This window comes from Flavobacterium sp. (genome assembly GCF_024710485.1).
Lineage (GTDB): Bacteria > Bacteroidota > Bacteroidia > Flavobacteriales > Flavobacteriaceae > Flavobacterium.
The window spans coordinates 38,568-60,921 of sequence record NZ_JANJUQ010000002.1 but is presented as its reverse complement, the minus strand read 5'-3'; the positions used below and the strand labels follow the sequence as shown (position 1 = coordinate 60,921).

At 37.3% G+C, this 22,354-nt stretch carries 21 protein-coding genes and 1 pseudogene; 8 read left to right on the top strand and 14 right to left on the bottom strand.

All coding sequences use genetic code 11. From position 1 onward, the window contains the following. Positions 1–261: pseudogene (locus Q0M21_RS00320) on the bottom strand (hypothetical protein); the annotation flags it as partial. A gap of 133 nt (positions 262–394) precedes the next feature. Between Q0M21_RS00320 and Q0M21_RS00315 the strand changes: the two are divergent. Together Q0M21_RS00315 and Q0M21_RS00310 are read left to right on the top strand one after the other, a co-directional pair. Next, positions 395–1,168, top strand: a complete 774-nt coding sequence (locus Q0M21_RS00315; RefSeq protein ID WP_367273700.1) for a 5'-nucleotidase C-terminal domain-containing protein — start codon at positions 395–397, stop codon at positions 1,166–1,168. A 1-nt stretch (position 1,169) separates the two neighbouring features. Next, positions 1,170–2,084 carry a bifunctional UDP-sugar hydrolase/5'-nucleotidase gene (locus Q0M21_RS00310; RefSeq protein WP_295333088.1) on the top strand — a complete coding sequence of 305 codons (915 nt, stop codon included), beginning with the start codon at positions 1,170–1,172 and terminating at the stop codon, positions 2,082–2,084. On the opposite strand, the gene Q0M21_RS00305 is transcribed toward Q0M21_RS00310, so the two are convergent. The 7 genes from Q0M21_RS00305 to rpsF form a co-directional block, all read right to left on the bottom strand. Continuing rightward, positions 2,070–2,372, bottom strand: coding sequence for a hypothetical protein (locus tag Q0M21_RS00305; protein WP_295333086.1), 303 nt, complete (start codon positions 2,370–2,372; stop codon positions 2,070–2,072). The genes Q0M21_RS00310 and Q0M21_RS00305 overlap by 15 nt on opposite strands. A 400-nt stretch (positions 2,373–2,772) precedes the next feature. Next, positions 2,773–3,504, bottom strand: coding sequence for a lysoplasmalogenase family protein (locus Q0M21_RS00300; protein WP_295333084.1), 732 nt, complete (start codon positions 3,502–3,504; stop codon positions 2,773–2,775). Positions 3,505–3,614: 110 nt separating this feature from the next. Next, positions 3,615–5,615, bottom strand: coding sequence for an NAD-dependent DNA ligase LigA (ligA, locus tag Q0M21_RS00295; protein WP_295333079.1), 2,001 nt, complete (start codon positions 5,613–5,615; stop codon positions 3,615–3,617). Between the two features lie 201 nt (positions 5,616–5,816). Continuing rightward, entirely contained in the window at positions 5,817–6,290 is a 474-nt protein-coding gene (locus Q0M21_RS00290; RefSeq protein WP_295333076.1) for a DUF6495 family protein, read from the bottom strand. A gap of 257 nt (positions 6,291–6,547) precedes the next feature. Beyond that, positions 6,548–6,988: a 50S ribosomal protein L9 gene (gene rplI / locus Q0M21_RS00285; protein WP_295333074.1), complete on the bottom strand. Its 441-nt coding sequence runs from the start codon at positions 6,986–6,988 to the stop codon at positions 6,548–6,550. A 64-nt stretch (positions 6,989–7,052) separates the two neighbouring features. Then, positions 7,053–7,349, bottom strand: a complete 297-nt coding sequence (gene rpsR, locus Q0M21_RS00280) for a 30S ribosomal protein S18 (RefSeq protein ID WP_020211613.1) — start codon at positions 7,347–7,349, stop codon at positions 7,053–7,055. A 5-nt stretch (positions 7,350–7,354) separates the two neighbouring features. Then, positions 7,355–7,693 (bottom strand): 30S ribosomal protein S6, encoded by a 339-nt coding sequence (gene rpsF / locus Q0M21_RS00275; protein WP_295333071.1) that lies wholly within the window; start codon positions 7,691–7,693, stop codon positions 7,355–7,357. Positions 7,694–7,880: 187 nt separating this feature from the next. Here rpsF and Q0M21_RS00270 point away from each other — a divergent pair, with 187 nt between their 5' ends. Beyond that, positions 7,881–8,576 (top strand): LytTR family DNA-binding domain-containing protein, encoded by a 696-nt coding sequence (locus tag Q0M21_RS00270; protein WP_295333068.1) that lies wholly within the window; start codon positions 7,881–7,883, stop codon positions 8,574–8,576. A gap of 6 nt (positions 8,577–8,582) precedes the next feature. Here Q0M21_RS00270 and priA read toward each other — a convergent pair whose 3' ends face one another. The 3 genes from priA to nadC form a co-directional block, all read right to left on the bottom strand. Beyond that, complete coding sequence (priA, locus tag Q0M21_RS00265) at positions 8,583–11,039, bottom strand: primosomal protein N' (RefSeq protein WP_295333066.1); 2,457 nt, start codon at positions 11,037–11,039, stop codon at positions 8,583–8,585. A gap of 97 nt (positions 11,040–11,136) precedes the next feature. After that, positions 11,137–12,084: a YihY/virulence factor BrkB family protein gene (locus Q0M21_RS00260; RefSeq protein WP_295333063.1), complete on the bottom strand. Its 948-nt coding sequence runs from the start codon at positions 12,082–12,084 to the stop codon at positions 11,137–11,139. Position 12,085: 1 nt separating this feature from the next. Beyond that, positions 12,086–12,943 carry a carboxylating nicotinate-nucleotide diphosphorylase gene (nadC, locus tag Q0M21_RS00255; RefSeq protein ID WP_295333061.1) on the bottom strand — a complete coding sequence of 286 codons (858 nt, stop codon included), beginning with the start codon at positions 12,941–12,943 and terminating at the stop codon, positions 12,086–12,088. A 167-nt stretch (positions 12,944–13,110) separates the two neighbouring features. Between nadC and Q0M21_RS00250 the strand changes: the two genes are divergently transcribed. From Q0M21_RS00250 to guaB, 4 genes are all read left to right on the top strand, one after another. Further along, on the top strand, positions 13,111–14,136 hold the full coding sequence (locus tag Q0M21_RS00250) for a quinone-dependent dihydroorotate dehydrogenase (protein WP_295333059.1): 1,026 nt from the start codon (positions 13,111–13,113) through the stop codon (positions 14,134–14,136). An 89-nt stretch (positions 14,137–14,225) separates the two neighbouring features. Next, positions 14,226–15,089, top strand: coding sequence for a hydroxymethylglutaryl-CoA lyase (locus tag Q0M21_RS00245; protein WP_295333057.1), 864 nt, complete (start codon positions 14,226–14,228; stop codon positions 15,087–15,089). A 147-nt stretch (positions 15,090–15,236) separates the two neighbouring features. Further along, positions 15,237–17,033, top strand: coding sequence for a tetratricopeptide repeat-containing sensor histidine kinase (locus Q0M21_RS00240; protein ID WP_295333055.1), 1,797 nt, complete (start codon positions 15,237–15,239; stop codon positions 17,031–17,033). A 66-nt stretch (positions 17,034–17,099) separates the two neighbouring features. After that, the gene (guaB, locus tag Q0M21_RS00235; protein ID WP_295333053.1) at positions 17,100–18,572 is read left to right on the top strand and encodes an IMP dehydrogenase; all 1,473 of its coding nucleotides are present in this window, start codon (positions 17,100–17,102) and stop codon (positions 18,570–18,572) included. Between the two features lie 77 nt (positions 18,573–18,649). On the opposite strand, the gene purB is transcribed toward guaB, so the two are convergent. Both purB and Q0M21_RS00225 read right to left on the bottom strand, forming a co-directional pair. Then, positions 18,650–19,993, bottom strand: a complete 1,344-nt coding sequence (purB, locus tag Q0M21_RS00230) for an adenylosuccinate lyase (RefSeq protein ID WP_295333051.1) — start codon at positions 19,991–19,993, stop codon at positions 18,650–18,652. 75 nt (positions 19,994–20,068) lie between these two features. After that, positions 20,069–20,770 carry a Sir2 family NAD-dependent protein deacetylase gene (locus tag Q0M21_RS00225; RefSeq protein ID WP_295333049.1) on the bottom strand — a complete coding sequence of 234 codons (702 nt, stop codon included), beginning with the start codon at positions 20,768–20,770 and terminating at the stop codon, positions 20,069–20,071. Between the two features lie 77 nt (positions 20,771–20,847). Here Q0M21_RS00225 and Q0M21_RS00220 point away from each other — a divergent pair, with 77 nt between their 5' ends. Further along, positions 20,848–21,504 (top strand): RNA methyltransferase, encoded by a 657-nt coding sequence (locus Q0M21_RS00220; RefSeq protein WP_295333047.1) that lies wholly within the window; start codon positions 20,848–20,850, stop codon positions 21,502–21,504. Here Q0M21_RS00220 and Q0M21_RS00215 read toward each other — a convergent pair whose 3' ends face one another. Next, positions 21,505–22,293, bottom strand: coding sequence for a carboxypeptidase-like regulatory domain-containing protein (locus tag Q0M21_RS00215; RefSeq protein ID WP_295333045.1), 789 nt, complete (start codon positions 22,291–22,293; stop codon positions 21,505–21,507). Positions 22,294–22,354 lie beyond the last annotated feature (61 nt).

Here is a 22,354-nt window from a genome sequence, read left to right as displayed (position 1 = left end):
TTCTGCAATAAAATCTTTTACTTCTTTTTTATCAACAGTCCCGTGCCAACTTAAATCTTTATGACTGAACGTTGGATAATCAAATTGCTCGTTTTTCTTAATCTTATCTTTAAAAACCAACACTTTAATCATATTTTCAGCGATACCGTTTCGGATTAACTCCTGAACTAAAGCTTCACGCTCTTTAAAATACGATTCGTCAAAGATAATTCCAACAGTTTTTATTTTACCCTCTGAAGTCAAATGCTTTACATTTGACAACCTTTTTTTAACTATTTTTTTTGTTGAAAAATCCTTTAAGTAATTTAAAAACATACTACTTTTACTTGAATTGCAAATTTACTAAAAATAAGAGCCAAAAGCGATGGTAAATCTAAAAAACTATAGAATTGTAATGAAACTTTTTGTTTTATTATTAACATTTACGGTTATAACTTCTTGTGCCGAAAAAAAATTCTTCGTCACTCGAATTGAAGGTAAGGAAATTGGGATTACCCAACAGACTGAAACTGCGAGTGATAATGCCCAACAACAAGCCCAACAAATTGAAAGCTTTATCAAACCTTACAGAGAAAATATCGATAAAGATTTAAGTTTAGTTTTGGCCAATGCTCCGGAAACCATTGATAAATCAGGAGAATGGCAAACTCCTATGGGCAATTTTCTGTCAGACATCACACTCGAAAAATCTAATGTAATTTTCAAAAAGAGAGCAAACAAGGAGATTGACGTTTGTTTACTCAATCACGGCGGTATCAGAACCATCATTTCCAAAGGCGATGTAACGGCTCGCAATGCTTACGAGATTATGCCATTCGAAAACTCTGCTATAGTGGTAGGCTTAAAGGGTGAACAAATTTTGGAGATGACACAATACATCATCGCAGAGAAAAAACCACATCCGTTAAAGGGATTAACTTTTACCATCGGCAAAGACAATCAACCTAAAGCGATTTTAGTGAATGGACAACCTTTAGAAAACACCAAAACCTATTACGTAGTTACATCCGATTATTTAGTGAACGGTGGTGACAATATGCTTTTCTTTAAAAAAGCTACCGAACGTTACGATTTAGACTATAAGCTTCGCAACATCATTATTGATTATTTTAAAGCCAATAAAGTAATCAAAGCCGAAAAAGACCAAAGAATCAATAAAGAATTGTAAGATGAAAAGAAGAGACTTTATACAAAAAACGGCTGCTACATCTGCATTGTTGGGTTTAGGTGGTTTATCACTAAGCAGTTTCAAATCAGTAAATACGAAACATTTGACGGTTTTACATACCAACGATGTGCACAGTTATATAGATCCTTTTCCGGCCAATCATCCCAAAAACCCAAATATGGGCGGGGTGGCCAGAAGGGCCGCTTTGATTGAAAGTATTCGAAAAGAAAATCCTAACGTTTTGTTGTTGGATGCCGGAGATATTTTTCAGGGAACGCCATATTTTAATTACTACGGTGGTGAATTAGAATTTAAGTTGATGAGTATGATGCAATACGATTTGGCCACCATCGGAAATCACGATTTTGACAATGGCATTGATGGCTTGTATGCACAATTACCGCATGCTTCATTTGAATTTGTTTCAGCCAATTACGATTTCAAAAACACTATCATGAACGGACATGTGAAGCCTTATAAAATCCTAGATAAAGACGGGATTAAAGTGGGCATTTTCGGTTTGGGCGTTGGATTAGACGGCTTGGTAGACAAAAAAAATTACAAGGAAACAGTTTATCTCGATCCATTAACGGTAGCTCAGGATATGTCCCGGATACTGAAACAGGAAAAGAAATGTGATTTGGTTATTTGTTTGTCGCACCTAGGCTATAAATATAAGGATGAACCGGATAAAATTTGTGATACGAAATTGGCCATGTTAACCAAAGACATCGATTTGATTATTGGTGGTCATACCCATACTTTTCTGGACAAACCAACGGTTTTAAAAAATGTCGTTGGTCAAGATGTCTTGGTTAATCAGGTTGGTTGTTATGGTATCAATCTGGGAAGAATTGACTTTTATTTTGATGACGACACATCTTTGATTTCAAAAGGAAAATCAATTATCATTTGATTTTTCAGCAAGAATTACATATTTGTATAGCGAAAAGAAAGCCAACACATTAAACGTCATTGCCAAAGGACGAAGGATTGAAGTGTATTCGTTAACCAAAAGGTATTTTTCTATAAAAACAATAAATTGCAACATAACAAAAAGCAAAACAGAAATCAGCAGAACCGAATTTTGTTTGTTGTCATTCATCACATAACTGGATAAAGCCAAACCGGACAGTATAGAAATAAGTATATTTTGCAATAATAAGAGTAAAAAGCTTCTCTCCGGAATTTCTGCTGTTTCCATAAATAGGTAGAAAAAAATCAGCAAAAAAGGCAGTGTTGCTATTAAAAAGGGAATATAATCTTTAATTTTTTGCAATCTGAAAACCATAAATACAACCAAGATTCTGTGGATAGTAAAAACGATTAAAGCATAATACAAATAATCTGGCGTGTTAGGTATAAATAAAATATTGGTTGTTAAGGATAAAAGTAAAAGGAGTACAAAAATTCTGTTCTTCTGTTTAGACTCTAAACAATAAATTACAATAAGAATTATAGTAATAAGTGGTTTTAAACTAAAAATCAACAAAGTATTTTGCAAATATTCTGAAATAATCTCAAACACTCCAACTCCAAAGAAAGCAATAGTTAAATAGTTCAATATGTTTTTCTGTTGGAGCATAACCAAAATTTTATAAGCATCAGCCTACTTCATTAAGCTTATTTACAATAAGATAACGACTTTTTTGCTTCTCTGTATTGAGCATGTATTTTGTCAATAAATATTGAGCCCATACAAATAAAATCATGGATATGGCCTGAAATAAATTAGCCTCTTCGTAATAAAACCTAAGTAAAAAAACAAACTGATTAAAAGCAAACAATATGGTACTCACAAATAAAATTCGGTTGGGTTTATTCGAAGTCATCATATAATTCCCCAAACTCAAACCACCTAAAAAAATGGTAAAAGCACCTTGAACCAAAAAAAGATATAGGCTGTCGCCTAATGTACTAAAAGTAAAAATGGCTACCGAAGCATAAATAAACAAAAAAGGAATACTACCAATGATTAGTGGGAAAAAACTCGGCATTTTAACTTTCTTTAAAACAATACCAATCACTAATATTCGATATACCAAAAAACTAACCACTCCTAAGAGGATATAGTTCCATGTACTCTCAATAAAAAACAAATTAGCCAACCAACAAAAAAGCAATGCTACTGAAAAAAACACATTAGCTTTAGCTGAACGTCTAATATAATACGCCATCAACAAAGGTAAAATAAGCGGTTTTGTTAACCAGATGAGATACATATCTTCGTTGTACTCCGCAGTTACTTCAATAAATGAAACAATGAAGAAAGCAGTTAATAATAAATTGGCAATTTTATTTTTATTCCATCGCCTCAAATAATCATTATTACCCATAATTTTATTTAAGTAATTGTTGGTTAGGATAATAAAATTAAACTAATATTTCACATTTCAATTATTTATTGTTAATTTTTTTAACAAAACCTTAAATTTAGTAAGAATTTTTAGGTACTTATCATAGTTAAAAAATCTTCTTCCGAAATGATTGGAATCTTTAATTGGTTGGCTTTTTCCAATTTTGCCGGACCCATATTTTCACCGGCCAGTACATAATCTGTTTTGGTTGAAATAGAACTGCCCACTTTACCACCATTATCTTCAATTGCTTTTTTCAAATCATCACGGGAGAACTTTTCAAAAACTCCCGAAACTACAAAAGTTTTGCCGATTAACTTATCGGTGGCATTCGGATTGTGTACTTCTACCAATTCCATTTGAACACCATATTGTTTTAAACGCTCAATGATTCGAACGTTTTCCGGATTGTCAAAAAATTCGATAACACTTTGGGCAATCTTCTCTCCTATTTCATCCACTAAAATCAAATCCATTAAAGAAGCTTTTCGGATGGCGTCAATCGATTTATAATGTTTAGCCAATTTCTTCGCCACCGTTTCGCCTACATAGCGAATTCCAACAGCATACAACACTCTTTCAAAAGGCACTTCCTTGGATTTTTGGACGCCGTTAACCAAGTTTTCAGCCGATTTTTGGGCCATTCGCTCTAATGGTAAAATTTGGTCGACTGTTAACTCATATAAGTCAGCATAATCTTTCACCAAACCATTGTTATATAGCAAAGCCACCGTTTCACCTCCCAAACCTTCAATATCCATGGCTTTTCGGGTAATGAAATGCTGAATACGTCCAATAATTTGTGGTGGACAACCATAAAAATTAGGGCAATAGTGATTGGCTTCACCTTCGTTGCGCACCAATTCGGCTTGGCATTCCGGACAATGATTAATATAAACTGTAGGTTCCGAAGCTGCATTTCTTTTAGAAAAATCTACTCCGATGATTTTAGGAATAATTTCACCGCCTTTTTCTACAAAAACGGTATCGCCGATTCTAATATCTAACTTTTCAATTTGATCGGCATTGTGTAAGGAAGCTCTTTTTACTATAGTTCCGGCCAACTGCACCGGCTCTAAATTGGCTACCGGGGTAATCGAGCCTGTTCGGCCAACTTGATAGGAAATCGAGTTAAGTTTGGTGGACACTTGTTCGGCTTTGAATTTGTAAGCGATAGCCCAACGCGGTGACTTGGCTGTATAGCCCAATTCATCTTGGTGCTGAAAACTGTTCACCTTGATAACTACACCATCCGTTTCATACGGTAAGTTGTGACGGTGTTCGTCCCAATAATTAATGTAGTCGAAAACTTCGGTTAAACTATTGGCTAATTTGGCCTCTTTCGGGACTTTAAAGCCCCATTTTCTGGCGGCTTCTAATCCTTCGAATTGGGTTTTGATGTTTAAATTATTGCCAACTATAAAGTATAATAAACATTCCAAAGGTCGCTTGGCTACTTCACTACTGTCTTGCAATTTCAAACTACCCGAAGCGGTGTTTCTCGGATTGGAATATGGTGTTTCACCTATTTCGATAAGCTCTTGATTCATCTTTTCAAAACCTTCGAACGGCAGGATAATTTCACCACGAATGTCAAATCGTTGTGGAAAATATCCTTTGAGCTGAAGCGGAATTGACTTGATGGTTTTGATATTGTTGGTCACATCATCGCCTTGAAATCCGTCACCACGAGTTACAGCGCGTTTGAGTTTGCCGTTTTCATAAGTGATGGAAATGGAAGCACCGTCGTATTTTAATTCGCAAGTGTATTGCAACGGTACATTACCTAAAACTTTTTGGATGCGGTTTTCCCAATCAATTAGATCTTCTTTGGAATAGGAATTGTCCAACGAATACATACGATAATCATGTACTACCGTTTGGAAATTTTTGGTAATCGTTCCGCCAACACGTTGCGTTGGAGAATTTTCATCAAATAATTCCGGGTGTTGGCTTTCTAATTCCTGCAGCTGCTTAAGCTTTTGGTCGAATTCGAAATCGGATATGGTAGGATTGTCCAACACATAATAGTTGTAATTGTGTTGGTTAAGTTCGTCGCGTAAGTCTTGAATTATCTTGTGAACATCCATAAAAATTGGCTATACTAATGGCAAAATGTGTGCACTAAAATAGCCAATATTTTTGGAAAATAACACATCTTTTGGATTTGAATTCCAACAGAAATAAACTTTAAAAACCACGGATTGATTCTCCTTTTCGTATTGCTCGGGTTACCAATTTTGATTTTAAACACATAAAAATATTCGCCACGAATTATAATAATATCTACTTTACGACTGAATTATGCCGTTGATTTGCAAATACAATTGTCCGTCACTCAGGATAGCGCCTTGGGTGATTAAATCGAATATAGCCATGTTGCGCTCTTGCTCGTAAGTTTTTTTACCAAGGTGGATTTCTACTGTATCGGTAAACAAATTGTCGCTTAGCCATTGTAATCCTTCTTTTTGCATAAAGTCAACTTCAGTATCTAAGGATTTTAGGACTATCGATTGGATTAGTGTTTCCTGGCAATGAAAAAGGAAAATATGGCTTTTGGAAAAATGCTCTAAATACTGTGCATTAGTAAGTACACCTTCCCAAATCAAATCGGAAAACACGTCTAATTCTTGTTCGGCTACTTCGGGTTTGTTGGTTTTAATCGAATCCCATTCGGCTTTGTCTATAGATTGCGTAGCCAAGAAGTTACTGAACTCTTGGTATAAGGCTTCGAATTGTTCTTTGGTGAGTCTTTTGTATTTCATTTTCTTTAAAGGTTCTAGGAGTCTGAGGTTTTGTTTTTAACACTAAAGCCTAGCCCCGATTATCTCACAATATTCTTATTTTTTATCTGAGTTCGATGAACACTTCCTGTTTGCAGTGGAAATCCTTTTTATTTTTCTTTAAAAATAAAAAGATTGCAACGTATAGCGGGAAATAGCTTCACACGAGCGAAGCGAACTGACGAAGTAAAAAAAAATCCCGACTTACATCGGGACTTTCTTTACTGTATGTTGAAATATTATTTCTCAGCTACAATTTCGTATGGCAATTCGATAACCACTTCTCTGTGTAATCTCACAGTAGCAGCGTATTTACCGGTACGTTTTACCAAACCTGAAGTGATGAATTTTCTATCGATTGGTTGACCGGCAGCTTCTAAAGCAGCAGCAATATCGATATTAGTGATAGATCCAAAAAGTTTTTCACCACCGGCTTTAGCAGAAATTTTGATTTCTAATGCTTTTAAAGCTTCCGCTAATTTTTTAGCGTCGTCTACAATTTTAGCTTCTTTGAAAGCTCTTTGTTTTAAGTTTTCAGCTAAAACTTTTTTAGCAGACGGTGTTGCTAATACAGCAAAACCTTGCGGGATTAGGTAATTACGACCGTAACCGTTTTTTACAGTTACTACATCGTCTTTAAAACCTAAGTTTTGAACGTCTTGTTTTAAGATCAATTCCATGTTGTTGTCCTTTATTAGAGAAGTTAGGTTTCTTGACAGAAAACCAACAACTATTGTTTAATTATTATTTTAATAAGTCGGCCACGTATGGCATTAAAGCTAAGTGACGTGCTCTTTTTACGGCTACAGACACTTTTCTTTGGTATTTTAATGAAGTTCCAGTTAAACGTCTTGGTAAAATTTTACCTTGCTCGTTAACGAATTTCAATAAGAAATCAGGGTCTTTATAGTCTACGTATTTGATTCCTGATTTTTTGAAACGACAATACTTTTTAGTTTTGTTGGTTTCAATGTTTAAAGGCGTTAAATATCTGATATCTCCGTCTTTTTTTCCTTTTGCAGATTGTTCGATTGTTGACATACTACTTACGCTTTTACTTTTAATTTTTCTCTTCTTCTTTCAGCCCAAGCTACTGCGTGTTTATCTAAACTTACAGTTAAGAAACGCATCACTCTTTCGTCGCGTCTGAATTCAGTTTCGAAAGCAATTAAGACTTCCGGAGCAACTTGGAATTCAAACAAATGGTAAAAACCACTTTTTTTGTTTTGGATTTCGTAAGCTAATTTTTTTAAGCCCCAATCCTCTTTAGATACCATCTTTGCTCCTCTAGACGTAAGAAAATCTTCAAATTTGCTTACTGTTTCCTTTACCTGAACTTCAGATAAAACGGGATTTAAGATGAAAACAGTTTCGTAATGATTCATAATAAATTTGTTAAATTTTAAATTGGGCGCGAAGATATAAAATACTTTTCAATAACCAATCACAAAATACCACAAATCGTCTAAAAGTAAAAAATATCGTTTAAAAGCAAAAAAAATCGACGAAATGTTAGGTAGATAAAAAAAAACTATCTATTTTTACCAAACCAAATCTATAATAAATAAGAGTATGAAATTAAATTGTGTTGTTGTTGATGATAGTTCGATCCAAAGAATGATCATTGCAAAGCTAGTAAATAATCACCCTAATTTACATTTAGTAGGTGATTTTTCTAATGCAATTGAAGCAAAAAATTGCATGTCGGTACACACCGTTGACTTGATTTTTCTGGATATAGAAATGCCGGTCATCAGTGGATTTGATTTTTTAGACGGATTAAAAGTAAAACCCCAAATTATTTTTATCACGTCTAAGGCGGAATATGCTATGAAAGCGTTTGATTATGACGCTACCGATTACCTACAAAAACCTATCGCTTTAGACCGTTTTAACGCTTCTGTCAGACGAGCTATGGAATTCCATATGCTTAAAAGAGAAAATCAAGAAGAAGAAGGCGAACACATCTTTATTAAAAGTAACCTCAAAAAATTGAAGGTTTATACAAATAAGATCAAGTGGATTGAAGCTTATGGCGACTATGTAAAAGTAGTTACAGAGGATGACAGCAACTTAGTGCTTTCAACTATGAAGTCATTTGAACAAGATTTACCGAAAGATAAATTTATTCGCGTTCACAAATCTTACATTATTAATATTGATAAGGTAGAGCGTTTCAATAGTAAATTTGCCGAAATCGGTATGACCAAGATTCCTTTGAGTCGTAATAAAAAAGAAGATTTAATTAAAGCTTTAGCTATTGCTTAAAATTACTCAATAAAAATCGACGTTTACAGTAACCTTAATGGTTCTGTATTGCGCCACCACTTCAAAACTATTCAGTACTTTCTGGATAGTTTTTTTTGTACCTTGTAAAGACGCGTTACCCGGAATTTTAACCATAATGGTTCGGATGTATTCATTGCGTATACGACTCACTACAGGTTCTTCAGGACCTAAAACCGGAATGGATAAGTTTTGTTTTAACACCTGATACAACCACATGGAACCTTCTTTTAGTTTTTCAAAATCTCGGTGTTTTAAAGTCAGCCGAATCAAACGGTAAAACGGCGGATAATAATAAATCTTTCGCTCGTACAACTGCTCTTTGTACATGCCTTCGTAGTCGTTGTGTGTTACTTGCTGTATGATATTGTGCAACGGATTGTAGGTTTGAATAATAACTTTACCGCGTTTTTCACTTCTGCCCGAGCGACCGGCGACTTGCGTCATCATTTGATAACTTCTTTCAAAAGCCCGAAAATCGGGATGGTACAACATATTATCGGCGTTCATGATGCCAACCAAAGAAACATTGTCGAAATCCAATCCTTTAGCCAACATTTGGGTACCAACCAAAACATCAATTTCCCTGTTTTTAAATCCGTCGATAATTTTTTCGAAACTGTATTTGCCGCGCGTAGTATCTTGGTCCATCCGCTTGATGTTTTTGTTGGGAAACAATTCCGCCAATTCCAACTCGATTTGTTCGGTACCAAAACCTTTGGTCTCCAAATCGACACTTGAACAGGCATGGCAATTCGTAGGCTTAGCCATATTATAACCACAGTAATGACAACGCAACTGGTTTTTGTATTTGTGGTACGTCAAACTCACATCGCATTGCGGACATTGCGGCACATGGCCACAAGTTAAACATTCCAATACCGGTGAAAAGCCGCGACGGTTTTGAAATAAAATGACTTGTTCGTTATTGGCAAAAGCTTCGGTGATTTGTTCAATGAGTGTCAGACTGAAATGTCCTTTCATTCTTTTGCGGAAATAACTATCCTTCAAATCCACCAATTCAATTTCGGGCATTTGTACTTTGCCGAAGCGCTCTTTCAACACAACCAAACCGAATTTACCCGAAGTGGCATTATAATACGTCTCTATACTTGGTGTTGCTGAACCCAATAATACCTTGGATTGATGCGCATTGGCCAAAACAATAGCGGCATCACGGGCATGATAACGCGGCGCCGGATCTTGTTGCTTGAAAGTCAGCTCATGTTCTTCGTCTACTATAATAAAACCGAGATTGGCAAAAGGCAAAAACAAAGCCGAGCGCGCACCAATAATAATTTGCGCTTTCTCCGATTGTTGCAGTACGTTTTGCCATACTTCTACCCTTTCGTTGTTGCTGTATTTGGAATGGAAAACGGCGACTTTATTCCCGAAATGTTTGGTCAATCGCGAAACCAATTGTGTGGTTAAAGCAATTTCCGGCAATAAATACAACACTTGTTTGCCTTGCCCTATGTATTGTTCGATGAGTTTGGTGTAAATTTCGGTTTTCCCGCTGGAAGTCACGCCGTGCAACAAACAAACCTCTTTACCGGTAAACGTATTTACAATTTCATCGTGAGCTTTTTGTTGGGCTTCGCTCAAGGCGAGTTGGTTTTCCTTTTGGTTTTGGGTAAAATTGACGCGGTCTTCCTGTATGTAATAGGTTTCAAAAATACCTTTATCAACCAAAGCCTTAATGACTGCGGCAGACGTGTTAGCGGTTTCGGTGAGTTGTTTCACCGAAATAGGTTTGCGCTCTTGGGCTTGCAGTTGAAAATACTGCAGCACCAATTCTTTTTGTTTACCGGCGTTTTTGTTGAAAGTATCCAACAAGGCAATCAAATTTTCTTCGGATTGGTAATGCGGATGCAACCGAATGTAACGCGTGAGTTTGGGCTTGTAAACTTCCTGAATTTCTTCTTCTAAGGTGATGATATTTTTATGTATAAGCTTTTGAATGACGGGCAAAACCGACTTCTTATTGAGTATATCCATGATGTTTTGCACTTTCAACGAACTTTGGTGTTGCAAGGCTTCGTAGATTAAAAACTCGTCGTCGGAAAGTTCACTTTCGTTGATTACCGTATCTTTTTGTTGGGAAATGATGGTTTCACTTTCCAGCAACAAAGCCGATGGCAAAGCACCGCGGTACACATCGCCGATGTTGCACATATAATAAGACGCAATCCAAAACCAATGGTTGACTTGGAATTCGTTGACGATTGGTTGCTCGTCTAAAATTTGGTGAATTTCTCTCGCTTCATAAAGTGTCGGAGCGTTTTGATGTAAGTCGACCGCCAAAGCCGTATAGATTTTGTTTTTACCAAACGGCACGGCTATGCGCATGCCTTTTTGAATGTATTGAAATTCGGCTTCCGAAACCTTGTACGTAAAGGTTTTGGGTAAGGAAAGCGGAATGATAACTTCAACAAAAAAAGACATATACAACGTTTAAAAAAAGGCGAATAGTTTGAGTTTTAACCCTGACAGCAGCGGCACGAAGTAGAGCGTATGGCAGGAATTGCGTTTAAAAAAAAGCCTATGGATTGGTTTCTAATTCTTTTTCTTTTTGGCGTTTAATTTTATTAATCGAGGCATTTAAATCGAAGCCTAACAGCAATATCATACAGTTGATCCAAATGTAAAACATAATCACCAACAGCGTTCCGATGGAACCGTACAATTCGTTATACTTGGAGAATTTGATTACCCAAATCCCAAAAGTGTAAGACGAAAGAATAATCAAAACAGTGGTAAAAACGGAACCGATGGAAATGAATGAACGCCGTGAATCGCGTTTGATACCGAACTTAAATAATAGTGAAGTGGAAAACAGAATCATTAAAATCACAAAGGCATAACGTCCCATTTCGATGAGCGGAATATTGTCGGAAAGCACGTCTTGGATTTTGGTTTTTTGGATAATTACCTCAAAAATTACAATGGCGGCTACGGTTACAATTAACAAAAATGCCAATAGTATGGAAAGCGCCAACGAGACCAAATACTGGCGCAGGAACTTTCGCTTGTGGGAAAAATCGATGTGGTGCGAACTCTCGAAACCACCCAAAATTGAGTTAACACCATTGGTCATTAAAATAATCGCCATAAAGAATCCGGTAGAAATCAAGCCCGAGTTACTGTTATGCAAAATATCGTTAATGATTTTATAGATAGCATCGTAAGTGGTTGGCGGAACACTTTGTTGTACAAATCCAAGAAAATCGTCCTGAAATCCTTCGATAGGAATATACGGAATCAAATTAAGGATAAAAAGGGCAAAGGGAAACAACGACATGAAGAAACTCCACGCAATGGCTGCCGCACGGTAGGAAATGGCTCCTTCGATTATCCCAATAAAATAATGTTCTATTAAATCATAGAACGACAAACCGTGTAGCCAAGGCAACTTAATTTTTTGCAACAGCAACACCAGAGTCCTGACAATGGGAATTTTTTTGAGTTTGTCCTCTATCTCGATGCTCATGTTAGAAGGCTTTCAGACTTAAATCCATGTTGTACACCGAATGCGTTAAAGCACCTGAAGAGATATAGTCCACACCGCATTCGGCATATTGGCGAATGGTTTTTTCGTTGATATTGCCCGAAGATTCCGTTTGACAACGATTACCAATAATGGCTACCGCTTTTTTAGTGTCTTCAAAATTGAAATTATCAATTAAGATGCGATGCACGCCTTCACTTTGAAGAATTTCTTCAATTTCGTTTAAGTTTCTGGCTTCGACGATAATTTTTAAATCTAGGTTATTGTGCTTCAAAAAAGCTTTGGTTTTGTTTATAGCTTGTGTTATGCCACCGGCAAAATCGTTATGGTTGTCTTTCAGCATTACCATATCGTACAACGCAAAGCGATGGTTTTCGCCACCACCGATTTTCACTGCCCATTTTTCACAGGCTCGGAAGCCCGGCGTGGTTTTACGCGTGTCTAAAATCATGGTTTTAGTACCTTCCAAAAGTTGTACGTAATTGTTGGTTTTTGTAGCTATCGCCGACATGCGTTGCATGGAATTCAGTACCAAACGTTCGGCTTTTAAAATGGATTGCGAACTGCCTGAAACGTTAAATACAACATCTCCATGTTTGACCGGCATTCCGTCTTGAATGAAAACTTCGACTTCTAACGTTGGGTCAACATTTTCAAAAATCATTTGGGCAAAGGCAACTCCGGCGATGATTCCGGTGTCTTTCACTAATAATTTAGCGCGACCTTGAGCCGTATCCGGTATGCAAGCGAGTGAACTGTAATCGCCCGGACCGATGTCTTCGCGGATGCCGTTTTGAATGATTAAATTGAGTTCGTTTTGGAATTGTGCTTCTGAAATCATGGGATTGGTATTGTTTGGCTAAAGTAATTTGAAAATTTGAAAATTTGAAGATTTGAGGATGGAAAATTGCCTTTACTAAAACATTTTCAATTTAGCATATCTTCAAATCTCCAAATCTATTACCTTTGTAGCAACTACCTGTCGGCAGACAAGCAACAACACAACCCATGTACAAACTACTTATTCGCCCAATCCTTTTTAGGTTTGATCCGGAAGAAGTGCATTATTTCACTTTTTCTCTTATTAGATTTCTTTGCAAAATTCCCTTTGTACCCAAGCTGTTTAAGTCAATTTACAGAGTTGAAGACCAACGCTTAGAGCGAGAAGTCTTTGGTTTAAAATTCAAAAATCCGGTAGGTTTGGCCGCAGGTTTCGACAAAGATGCTAAGCTTTACAATGAGTTATCAAACTTTGGTTTCGGATTTATTGAAATCGGAACTTTGACACCCAAACCACAAGACGGTAATCCGAAAAAACGATTGTTTCGCTTAAAAGAAGACAGTGCTATCATTAATCGAATGGGATTTAATAATGGCGGTGTGGAAGCTGCAGTACTTCGTTTACAACAAAACAAAGGTGTTTTGATTGGCGGGAATATCGGTAAAAACAAAGTGACACCAAATGAAAATGCTACTGCCGACTATTTACTTTGTTTTGACGCTCTGTTTGCCTACGTGGATTATTTTGTGGTGAATGTAAGTTCGCCGAACACTCCCAATTTAAGAGCCTTGCAGGAAAAAGAACCGTTAACCGAATTGCTCAACACCTTGCAGTCGCACAATTTATTGCATCAAAATCCAAAACCGATTTTATTGAAAATCGCACCCGATTTAACCAACGAGCAATTGTTAGACATCATCGATATTGTAAACAATTCCAAAATTGCAGGCGTTATCGCTACCAATACTACCATTTCCCGGGAAGGTTTACAATCGGAAAACAAGACAGAAACAGGCGGATTATCAGGTAAACCTTTAACCGCACGCTCGACGGAAGTGATTCGTTTTTTATCTGAAAAAAGCAACAAGGCCTTCCCTATTATTGGGGTTGGAGGCATTCATTCGGCAGAAGATGCGTTGGAAAAACTGGAAGCCGGTGCGAGTTTGGTGCAATTGTACACCGGATTTATATATGAAGGTCCGGCTTTGATTAAGGAAATCAATCTGAAACTGCTGGAAAAAATCAAACCGTAAAAGCTGATTCTATCGCCTTCCGTTTATAAAGTAATCTTAGCCTTTTTTATTTTGAAAAGAGAGCGGTTTTAGTATCTTTGGAAACGAATATGAAACCCATCAAAATCATAGAATGTCCACGCGATGCCATGCAAGGCATTAAGACTTTCATTCCCACCGAATTGAAAGTCAACTACATTCAGGCGTTACTGCGTGTGGGTTTTGACACTATAGATTTCGGGAGTTTTGTATCGCCCAAAGCCATTCCGCAAATGCAAGATACAGCCGAGGTTTTAGCACGATTGGATTTATCACAAACCCAAAGCAAACTCTTGGCTATAATTGCCAATACTCAAGGAGCACAGTTGGCTTCGGTTCACAAAGAAATACAGTATTTAGGGTTTCCTTTTTCAATTTCGGAGAACTTCCAAATGCGCAACACACACAAAACGATAGCGGAAAGTTTGGTTACCCTACAAGAAATCCTGGACATTGCCAATGCCGCTGATAAAGAAGTTGTAGCTTATCTTTCTATGGGATTCGGGAATCCTTACGGCGATCCTTGGAATGTTGAAATTGTAGGCGAATGGACTGAAACACTGGCTAAAATGGGCGTAAAAATCTTATCTTTATCCGATACCATCGGTAGTTCTACTCCGGAAGTTATTGATTATTTGTTTTCAAATTTGATTCCGAAATACCCTGAAATTGAATTTGGTGCACACTTGCATACTACACCCGACAAATGGCATGAAAAAATAGATGCCGCTTACAAAGCAGGTTGTCGCCGATTTGATGGTGCTATTCAAGGATTTGGCGGTTGTCCGATGGCCAAAGACGACTTAACAGGAAACATGCCAACCGAAAAATTACTCTCCTACTTTACTATTCAGAAGGAAAACACGAACACCAGCCCTATGAGTTTTGAAAGTGCCTACAATGAAGCTTCAAAACTATTCGGAAAATTTCACTAATAGATTGCTGTAATGTCAATCTTTTTCGTATTTTTATTTTCCCGAATCCTTAAAAAAATCACTTTGTCTCGAATCATAAAGCTTTCGATAACGGTATTAATATGTTTGTTGACCCATACAAATCAAGTATTTGCCGCAATATCTCCAATGGACTCTGTATCCTATTATCTTCAAGAGTCGAAAAAATATTCATACTCTGATTTCCAAAAGGCCAAATTTTACCTGTACAAGGCTGACAAAATAGCCCGAAAAAATAAAGACCGCAACAGTATAGCCGAAGTAATGCTACAGTTTGCTGCTAATTATTACATTAACGGGGACTATGATATTGCGTTGAAAAACTATATCAAAGCAGCTGTTATCTGCCAAGTTGAAAACAACAAACTCGGACTAGCAAAAGGATTAATGGGCCAAGGCTTAATTCAGCAAGTGTATGGCAGAGACAAAGAAGCGTTAAAGAACTTCGAGAAATCAATTGCCATTTGCAGAGCGCTAAAAAACGAACAATACACTATTAAAAACCTCTTAAACATTGGCGTTTCCCAAACCAATCTGAAACAATACGAAGAAGCTTACCGAAGTTTTTCGAAATCGCTAAAATTGAGTGAACGTTTCAAATACACTAATGATGCTCAATTGGCAGCAAACAAGTTGGCTACTATACATTTTGTCAAAAACAACATCGATTCCACGATATACTATTATCAAAAAGTCTTAAACGATTCTCAAAAACCTAACTTATGGGAAGAAGCCTATGCTTTGTCCGGACTTTCGGAAACTTACCTAAAGACCGGATATTATTCAAAAGCGGAACAATATGGTTTGAAAGGTTTTAAAGCAGCCAAAATTGTTGGGGCCAAATGGGACATTGCGCGCTCTTCTGAAATTTTATCTAAAATATACTACCAGCTTAAGGATTTTAAATCGGCGCACCAATACTTGATGATTAACAAAATATACAACGATTCTTTATTTGCCGAATCCAAGATCAGGGAAGTCAATATTTTACAACTAGAGGCCAAGGAAGCTGAAAATGAAAAATTAGAGGCCAAAGCAGAAGCCGCTCAACAAAAACTTAAGAGCACACGAATTTTTGTTGGCTTTATAATTTTATTGCTAGTATCACTCTCCATCTTCACTTATTACTATTATAAATACAACAAGCAAAAGGGGAAATTCTACAAGGAAATTGATATCAAAAATAGAGAAATCCAAAGCCAACAAACATTGATTACCTCTCAAAATATAGTATTGGAAGAATTAAATCAAACTAAAAACAAACTTTTCTCAATACTTTCACACGACTTAAAAACGCCCATCAATTCTTTAGTACAAGTTATTGAACTCAACAAGCAAAATGTTCTAAGCAAAGAAGAACAAGAATTTGTTTTTGAGCAACTTCAAAAACAGGTAGAAGGAACATCATTAGTTTTGAACAATCTTTTAAAATGGGCTAACTCTCAAATTGACGGAACTAATGTTCATTTCGAAAAGATAGTTTTGAACCAAATTATCGAAGAATCCATAAGCTCTTTTTATGCCGAAGTAGTTAAAAAGAAAGTCACCTTTAACCATAATAACGACAAAACTGTTTTCATCAATGCTGATATAGGACAAACCAGAATTATCATTCAGAATATCATTGCCAATGCCGTAAAATTTGCACCTCTCAACAGTCAAATTGATATTTTCTATTCCTATGATGAAAAATACCAAAAAGTTCACATTAAAGATTTTGGTAACGGTCTTAATAGGGATAAAATAACTGAAATACTGAATTTCAACAGCAGACTATCTTCTGAAAAAGGCACTTCTATGGAGGAAGGAACAGGACTGGGACTACTATTAGTAAAACAGTTTTTAATCAATAATAAAGGGGAACTCAACATTGAAAGTGAGGAAGGCCAAATGACTGAATTCATCATTTCATTTTTGAAAGAGTAAGCCGTTAAAGTGTAGAGATTTTTTACTATATTTGCTCGCAATTTAACTACAACTACAAATTGCAACATGAAAGCACACAACTCCAAAATCGTTGGGGAAGGTTTAACCTACGACGATGTATTGCTTATTCCGAATTACTCAGAAATTTTACCGCGCGAAGTTAACATACAATCGAAATTTTCGAAGAATATTACTTTGAATGTTCCTATTGTTTCTGCAGCTATGGACACTGTAACCGAAAGTGCCATGGCGATTGCGATGGCGCAAGAAGGCGGCATTGGCGTGTTACACAAAAACATGACCATCGAGCAACAAGCCGCTAAAGTGCGTAAAGTAAAACGTGCCGAAGCCGGAATGATACTCGACCCGGTAACCTTACCCCTAACCGCAACTGTAGGCGATGCTAAAATGGCCATGAAAGAATTTGGTATCGGTGGTATTCCCGTGGTAGATGAAAACGGAATATTGAAAGGCATTGCCACCAACCGTGACTTGCGTTTTGAAAAAGTCAACTCGCGTTCGATTACCGAAGTGATGACGTCACAAAACTTAGTTACTGCGGCCGTTGGCACCACTTTACAAGAGGCGGAAGGCATTTTGCAACAAAATAAAATTGAAAAATTACCGGTAGTAGACACCAACTACAAATTGGTTGGTTTAATCACTTTCCGCGACATCACGAAACTCACTCAAAAACCAATAGCCAATAAAGACAAATTCGGTCGCTTAAGAGTGGCCGCCGCTTTAGGGGTTACTGCCGATGCCATTGAAAGAGCCACAGCCCTAGTCAATGCCGGAGTTGATGCTGTAATTATCGACACCGCTCATGGACACACCAAAGGCGTGGTGAGTGTTTTAAAAGAAGTCAAAGCCAAATTCCCCGAATTAGACGTAGTAGTAGGCAACATAGCCACTCCTGAAGCCGCATTATACTTGGTTGAAAATGGAGCCGATGCGGTGAAAGTTGGTATTGGACCGGGTTCAATATGTACCACACGTGTAGTCGCCGGTGTCGGGTTTCCGCAATTCTCCGCTGTATTGGAAGTCGCTGCCGCTTTAAGAGGAACCGGAATTCCGGTAATTGCTGATGGCGGTATTCGTTACACAGGCGATATTCCCAAAGCCATTGCAGCTGGTGCCGATAGCGTGATGTTGGGTTCATTACTCGCCGGAACTAAAGAATCTCCAGGTGAAACCATTATTTTTGAAGGCAGAAAATTCAAATCTTACCGCGGTATGGGTTCGGTAGAAGCCATGCAAGAAGGTTCGAAAGACCGTTATTTCCAAGATGTGGAAGATGATATTAAAAAATTAGTACCGGAAGGCATTGTAGGACGTGTTCCGTACAAAGGTGAATTAAACGAAAGTATGCAGCAATTCATAGGCGGACTTAGAGCCGGCATGGGTTATTGTGGTGCCAAAGATATTCCAACCTTACAAGAAAACGGACGCTTTGTTCGCATCACTGCCAGCGGTATTGGCGAAAGTCATCCGCACAATGTGACCATTACCAAGGAAGCACCGAATTATTCGAGATAAATCTGGGGATAAGGGAAAAGTAAAAAGGCATAAGTTGAATCTTATGCCTTCTTTTTTTTTTATCAAAATACTAAAATCTAAATCCCCAAATAATTACTAGGTGTTATCGCTAACAATTCGGCTTTAATACCTTCAGAAACATTCAAAGTTCCGATGAAATCATGAATGGATTCCTTTGTCATGGCTTCGTTAGTTCGGGTTAAACCTTTCAAAGCTTCATAAGGATTCGGATAGCCTTCGCGGCGTAAAATGGTTTGAATGGCTTCGGCTACAACAGCCCAATTTTTCTCTAAATCTTCCGCAAACTTGGCTTCGTTCAACAACAGTTTATTCAAGCCTTTCAAAGTAGCTTCAAAAGCGATAATAGTGTGTCCGAAAGGAACGCCTACATTTCTTAAAACGGTACTATCGGTTAAATCGCGTTGCAATCTGGAAATCGGCAATTTAGCTGATAAATGTTCGAAGATGGCATTGGCAATCCCTAAATTTCCCTCTGAATTTTCAAAGTCAATCGGGTTTACTTTATGCGGCATTGCTGAAGAACCAATTTCACCGGCTTTGATTTTTTGCTTGAAATAATCCATCGAAACGTACGTCCAAATATCGCGATCTAAGTCGATTATGATGGTATTGATTCGTTTCAAAGCATCAAAAAAAGCAGCAAAATGGTCGTAATGTTCAATTTGTGTTGTTGGGAAAGAATGTTGTAATCCCAAAACCTCCTCCACGAATGAAGTACCAAATTGCTTCCAATCTACATTAGGATAAGCCACGTGGTGCGCATTGAAATTTCCGGTCGCACCACCAAATTTAGCAGCAAATGGGATATTGAATAACAAACGTAATTGCTCTTCCAATCGTTCTACAAAAACCAAGATTTCTTTCCCTAAACGAGTTGGAGAAGCCGGCTGACCGTGCGTTCTGGCTAACATAGGAACATCTTTCCACTCCATGCTCAATTCTTTCAATTTGGCAATCAAAGCAATCAAGCTCGGCATATACACTTTTTCAAAAGCTTCTTTAGTCGATAACGGAATGGCGGTATTGTTAATATCCTGAGACGTCAAACCAAAATGAATAAATTCTTTATAAGCACTCAAACCAAGTGTTTCAAACTTATCCTTGATAAAATATTCCACGGCTTTCACATCGTGATTGGTCGTTTTTTCGGTCTCTTTGATAACTAAAGCATCTTCAGTCGTAAAGTTTTGGTAGATGGCTCTCAGTGCTTCAAAACTGCTTTTGTTTACACTTTTTAATTGTGGTAAATCACTTTCGCACAAAGCAATGAAGTATTCAATTTCAACCAAAACACGATATTTAATCAAGGCTTCTTCCGAGAAAAAAGAAGCTAACGGTTTTGTGGTTTTGCGGTATCTGCCGTCTACAGGAGAAATGGCGTTTAAAGTAGTTAATGACATGTAGTTGTATGTTGTTGTTTCAAGGTGCAAAAATAGGTATTAGTTATAAGTTATGAGTGATGAGTGATGAGTTTTTTATCTAAAACCGAGTAATTTTTCTCTTATCAAAGGAACACCTTCGGTAGCATTCATTGGCATCACTTCTAACGGATTTTGCAAATCATAAATCGTGGCCGGTTTCGGATCAATGTAAAAAACAGGAATGTTACTTTGAGCATAATGTAACAATCCGGCTGCGGGATATACCTGCAACGAAGTGCCGACAACTAACAAGATATCTGCTTGCGTTACTATTTTGACAGCTTCGTCTAAGGCCGGAACAGCTTCACCAAACCAAACAATGTGCGGACGCAATTGTATGCCTTTCGAATCGACATCGCCAATTGTTAAATCATTATTCCAATCCATGATTTCAAAAGTATGCGGATGATCACTTCGCGCCTTTAACAATTCTCCGTGCAAATGCAAAACTTTTTTACTGCCGGCTTGTTCGTGCAAATTATCTACGTTTTGGGTAATAATATGAACGTCAAAATCAGCTTCCATTTCAGCCAAAGTAAAATGACCCAAATTGGGTTTTACCTCATGTAATTGCCGACGGCGTTGGTTGTAAAAATCGAGTACTAATACTTTATTGTTGATCCAACCGTCATACGAAGCGACTTCCATCACATCATGCCCTTCCCATAAACCATCGGCATCGCGAAAGGTTTTGATACCGCTTTCGGCAGAAATACCGGCACCGGTTAAAACCACTACTTTCTTTTTTTTCACCATCTTGTTTTAAAATTATTTTGAAGGGTTATTTGATTTTAAAGCTACGCATTTTTGCTATTTTTGGCAAAACAAATTTTATGATTGACCTTGATTATTTGAAATACCTTGAAGGCTTTTTAACCGATAGCAGAAAACAACGCTTTTTAGAAGTATTAAAAAACCGAACCAATCATTTCACCATCGCTATGGAAGATGTTTATCAGCTACACAACACTAGTGCGGTAATGCGAAGCTGCGAAGTTTTCGGGATTCAGGAACTCAATGTAGTCGAGCAAAAATTCGGCAAACGAATCGACACTGAGATTGCTATGGGTGCTCAAAAATGGGTCGATATCAACCGATACAATTCGATGCAAAATTGTATCGATTCCCTACGAGACAAAGGCTATCAAATCATCGCCACCACGCCGCACAACGATTCTTGTTATTTACACGAATTCGATATCACTAAAAAAAGTGCTATTTTTTTCGGAACAGAAAAACAAGGCTTATCACCTGAAGTTATAGAACAAGCCAACGGTTGCTTAAAAATTCCGATGGTAGGTTTTACAGAGAGTTTGAATATTTCGGTTTCAGCGGCCATTATCATTCAAGACATCACCACTCGCCTTCGCCAATCGGATTTGAACTGGGAATTAAGTCCGGAAGAAATTCTGGAAAAACGTTTGCTTTGGGCTAAAAATTCGATTAAAGACATCAAGCGTATTGAAGAACGCTATTATGCGGAACACTAATTATTCCTTGATGTATTTTTCGTGTTTCTTCGACAATACTTTATATTCTTCGTAACAAGAACTAATGGCATCCATGATTTGCAAATCGTTGGCTGTTTGGATAAAAGATTCCGAATAATTACAACGCTGTAAGATCTCAGCGATGTCTTTCTTATCCACACCTAAAAGTACCGCAATGGTCTCGCGATCGAATTTCGATTCCAACAAATTACGAACGGTATCGTCTTTCTTCATCGATTTTAACTTTTTGAGCTCTTTGGGTTTGTTGCCAAAAAAGTTATACAACATGTCGGCCGGATTGAAGATAGAACCCAAAACTCGCGTAAAAGCATTCGGAGATCTGTCGCCGGCTTCGTAAGCTTGAGGCAAGCCGGAAATACTGTAACGGTAATTTTCTTTTTCAGGGATAAGTTTAGAATCGATTTCCAAATAGCCGGTTAAATCGTATCTGCGCACAATTACTTCTTCCAAAGCAATGGCTTTTTCGGTCATTAAAATTTTAGCAGTTCCATTTTTAATCCAGTCGTTGGTTACACGAACGCGCAACGAACGGTAGCCTAAAATAGAAATATGCAGGGTGTCACTAACGCTGACTTCCATTTCAAAATAACCGCTGGCATTGGTTGTTACTCCTTTAACTTTATTGACATTAATGATGTTCGCATTGGGAATCGGCAACAAACTATTATCGTTTATAATGGTACCGGAAACTTTTTGACCAACAGGATTCACCTGAGCCGTAGTGGTAATGGCTACTAAAAAAAGGACAGAAAGTAAAAAATATTTCATAGTTGTTTTTGATGGTTTAAAAGTATGAAACTCTTTTAAGAAAACGGACTGTTGCTGTCGA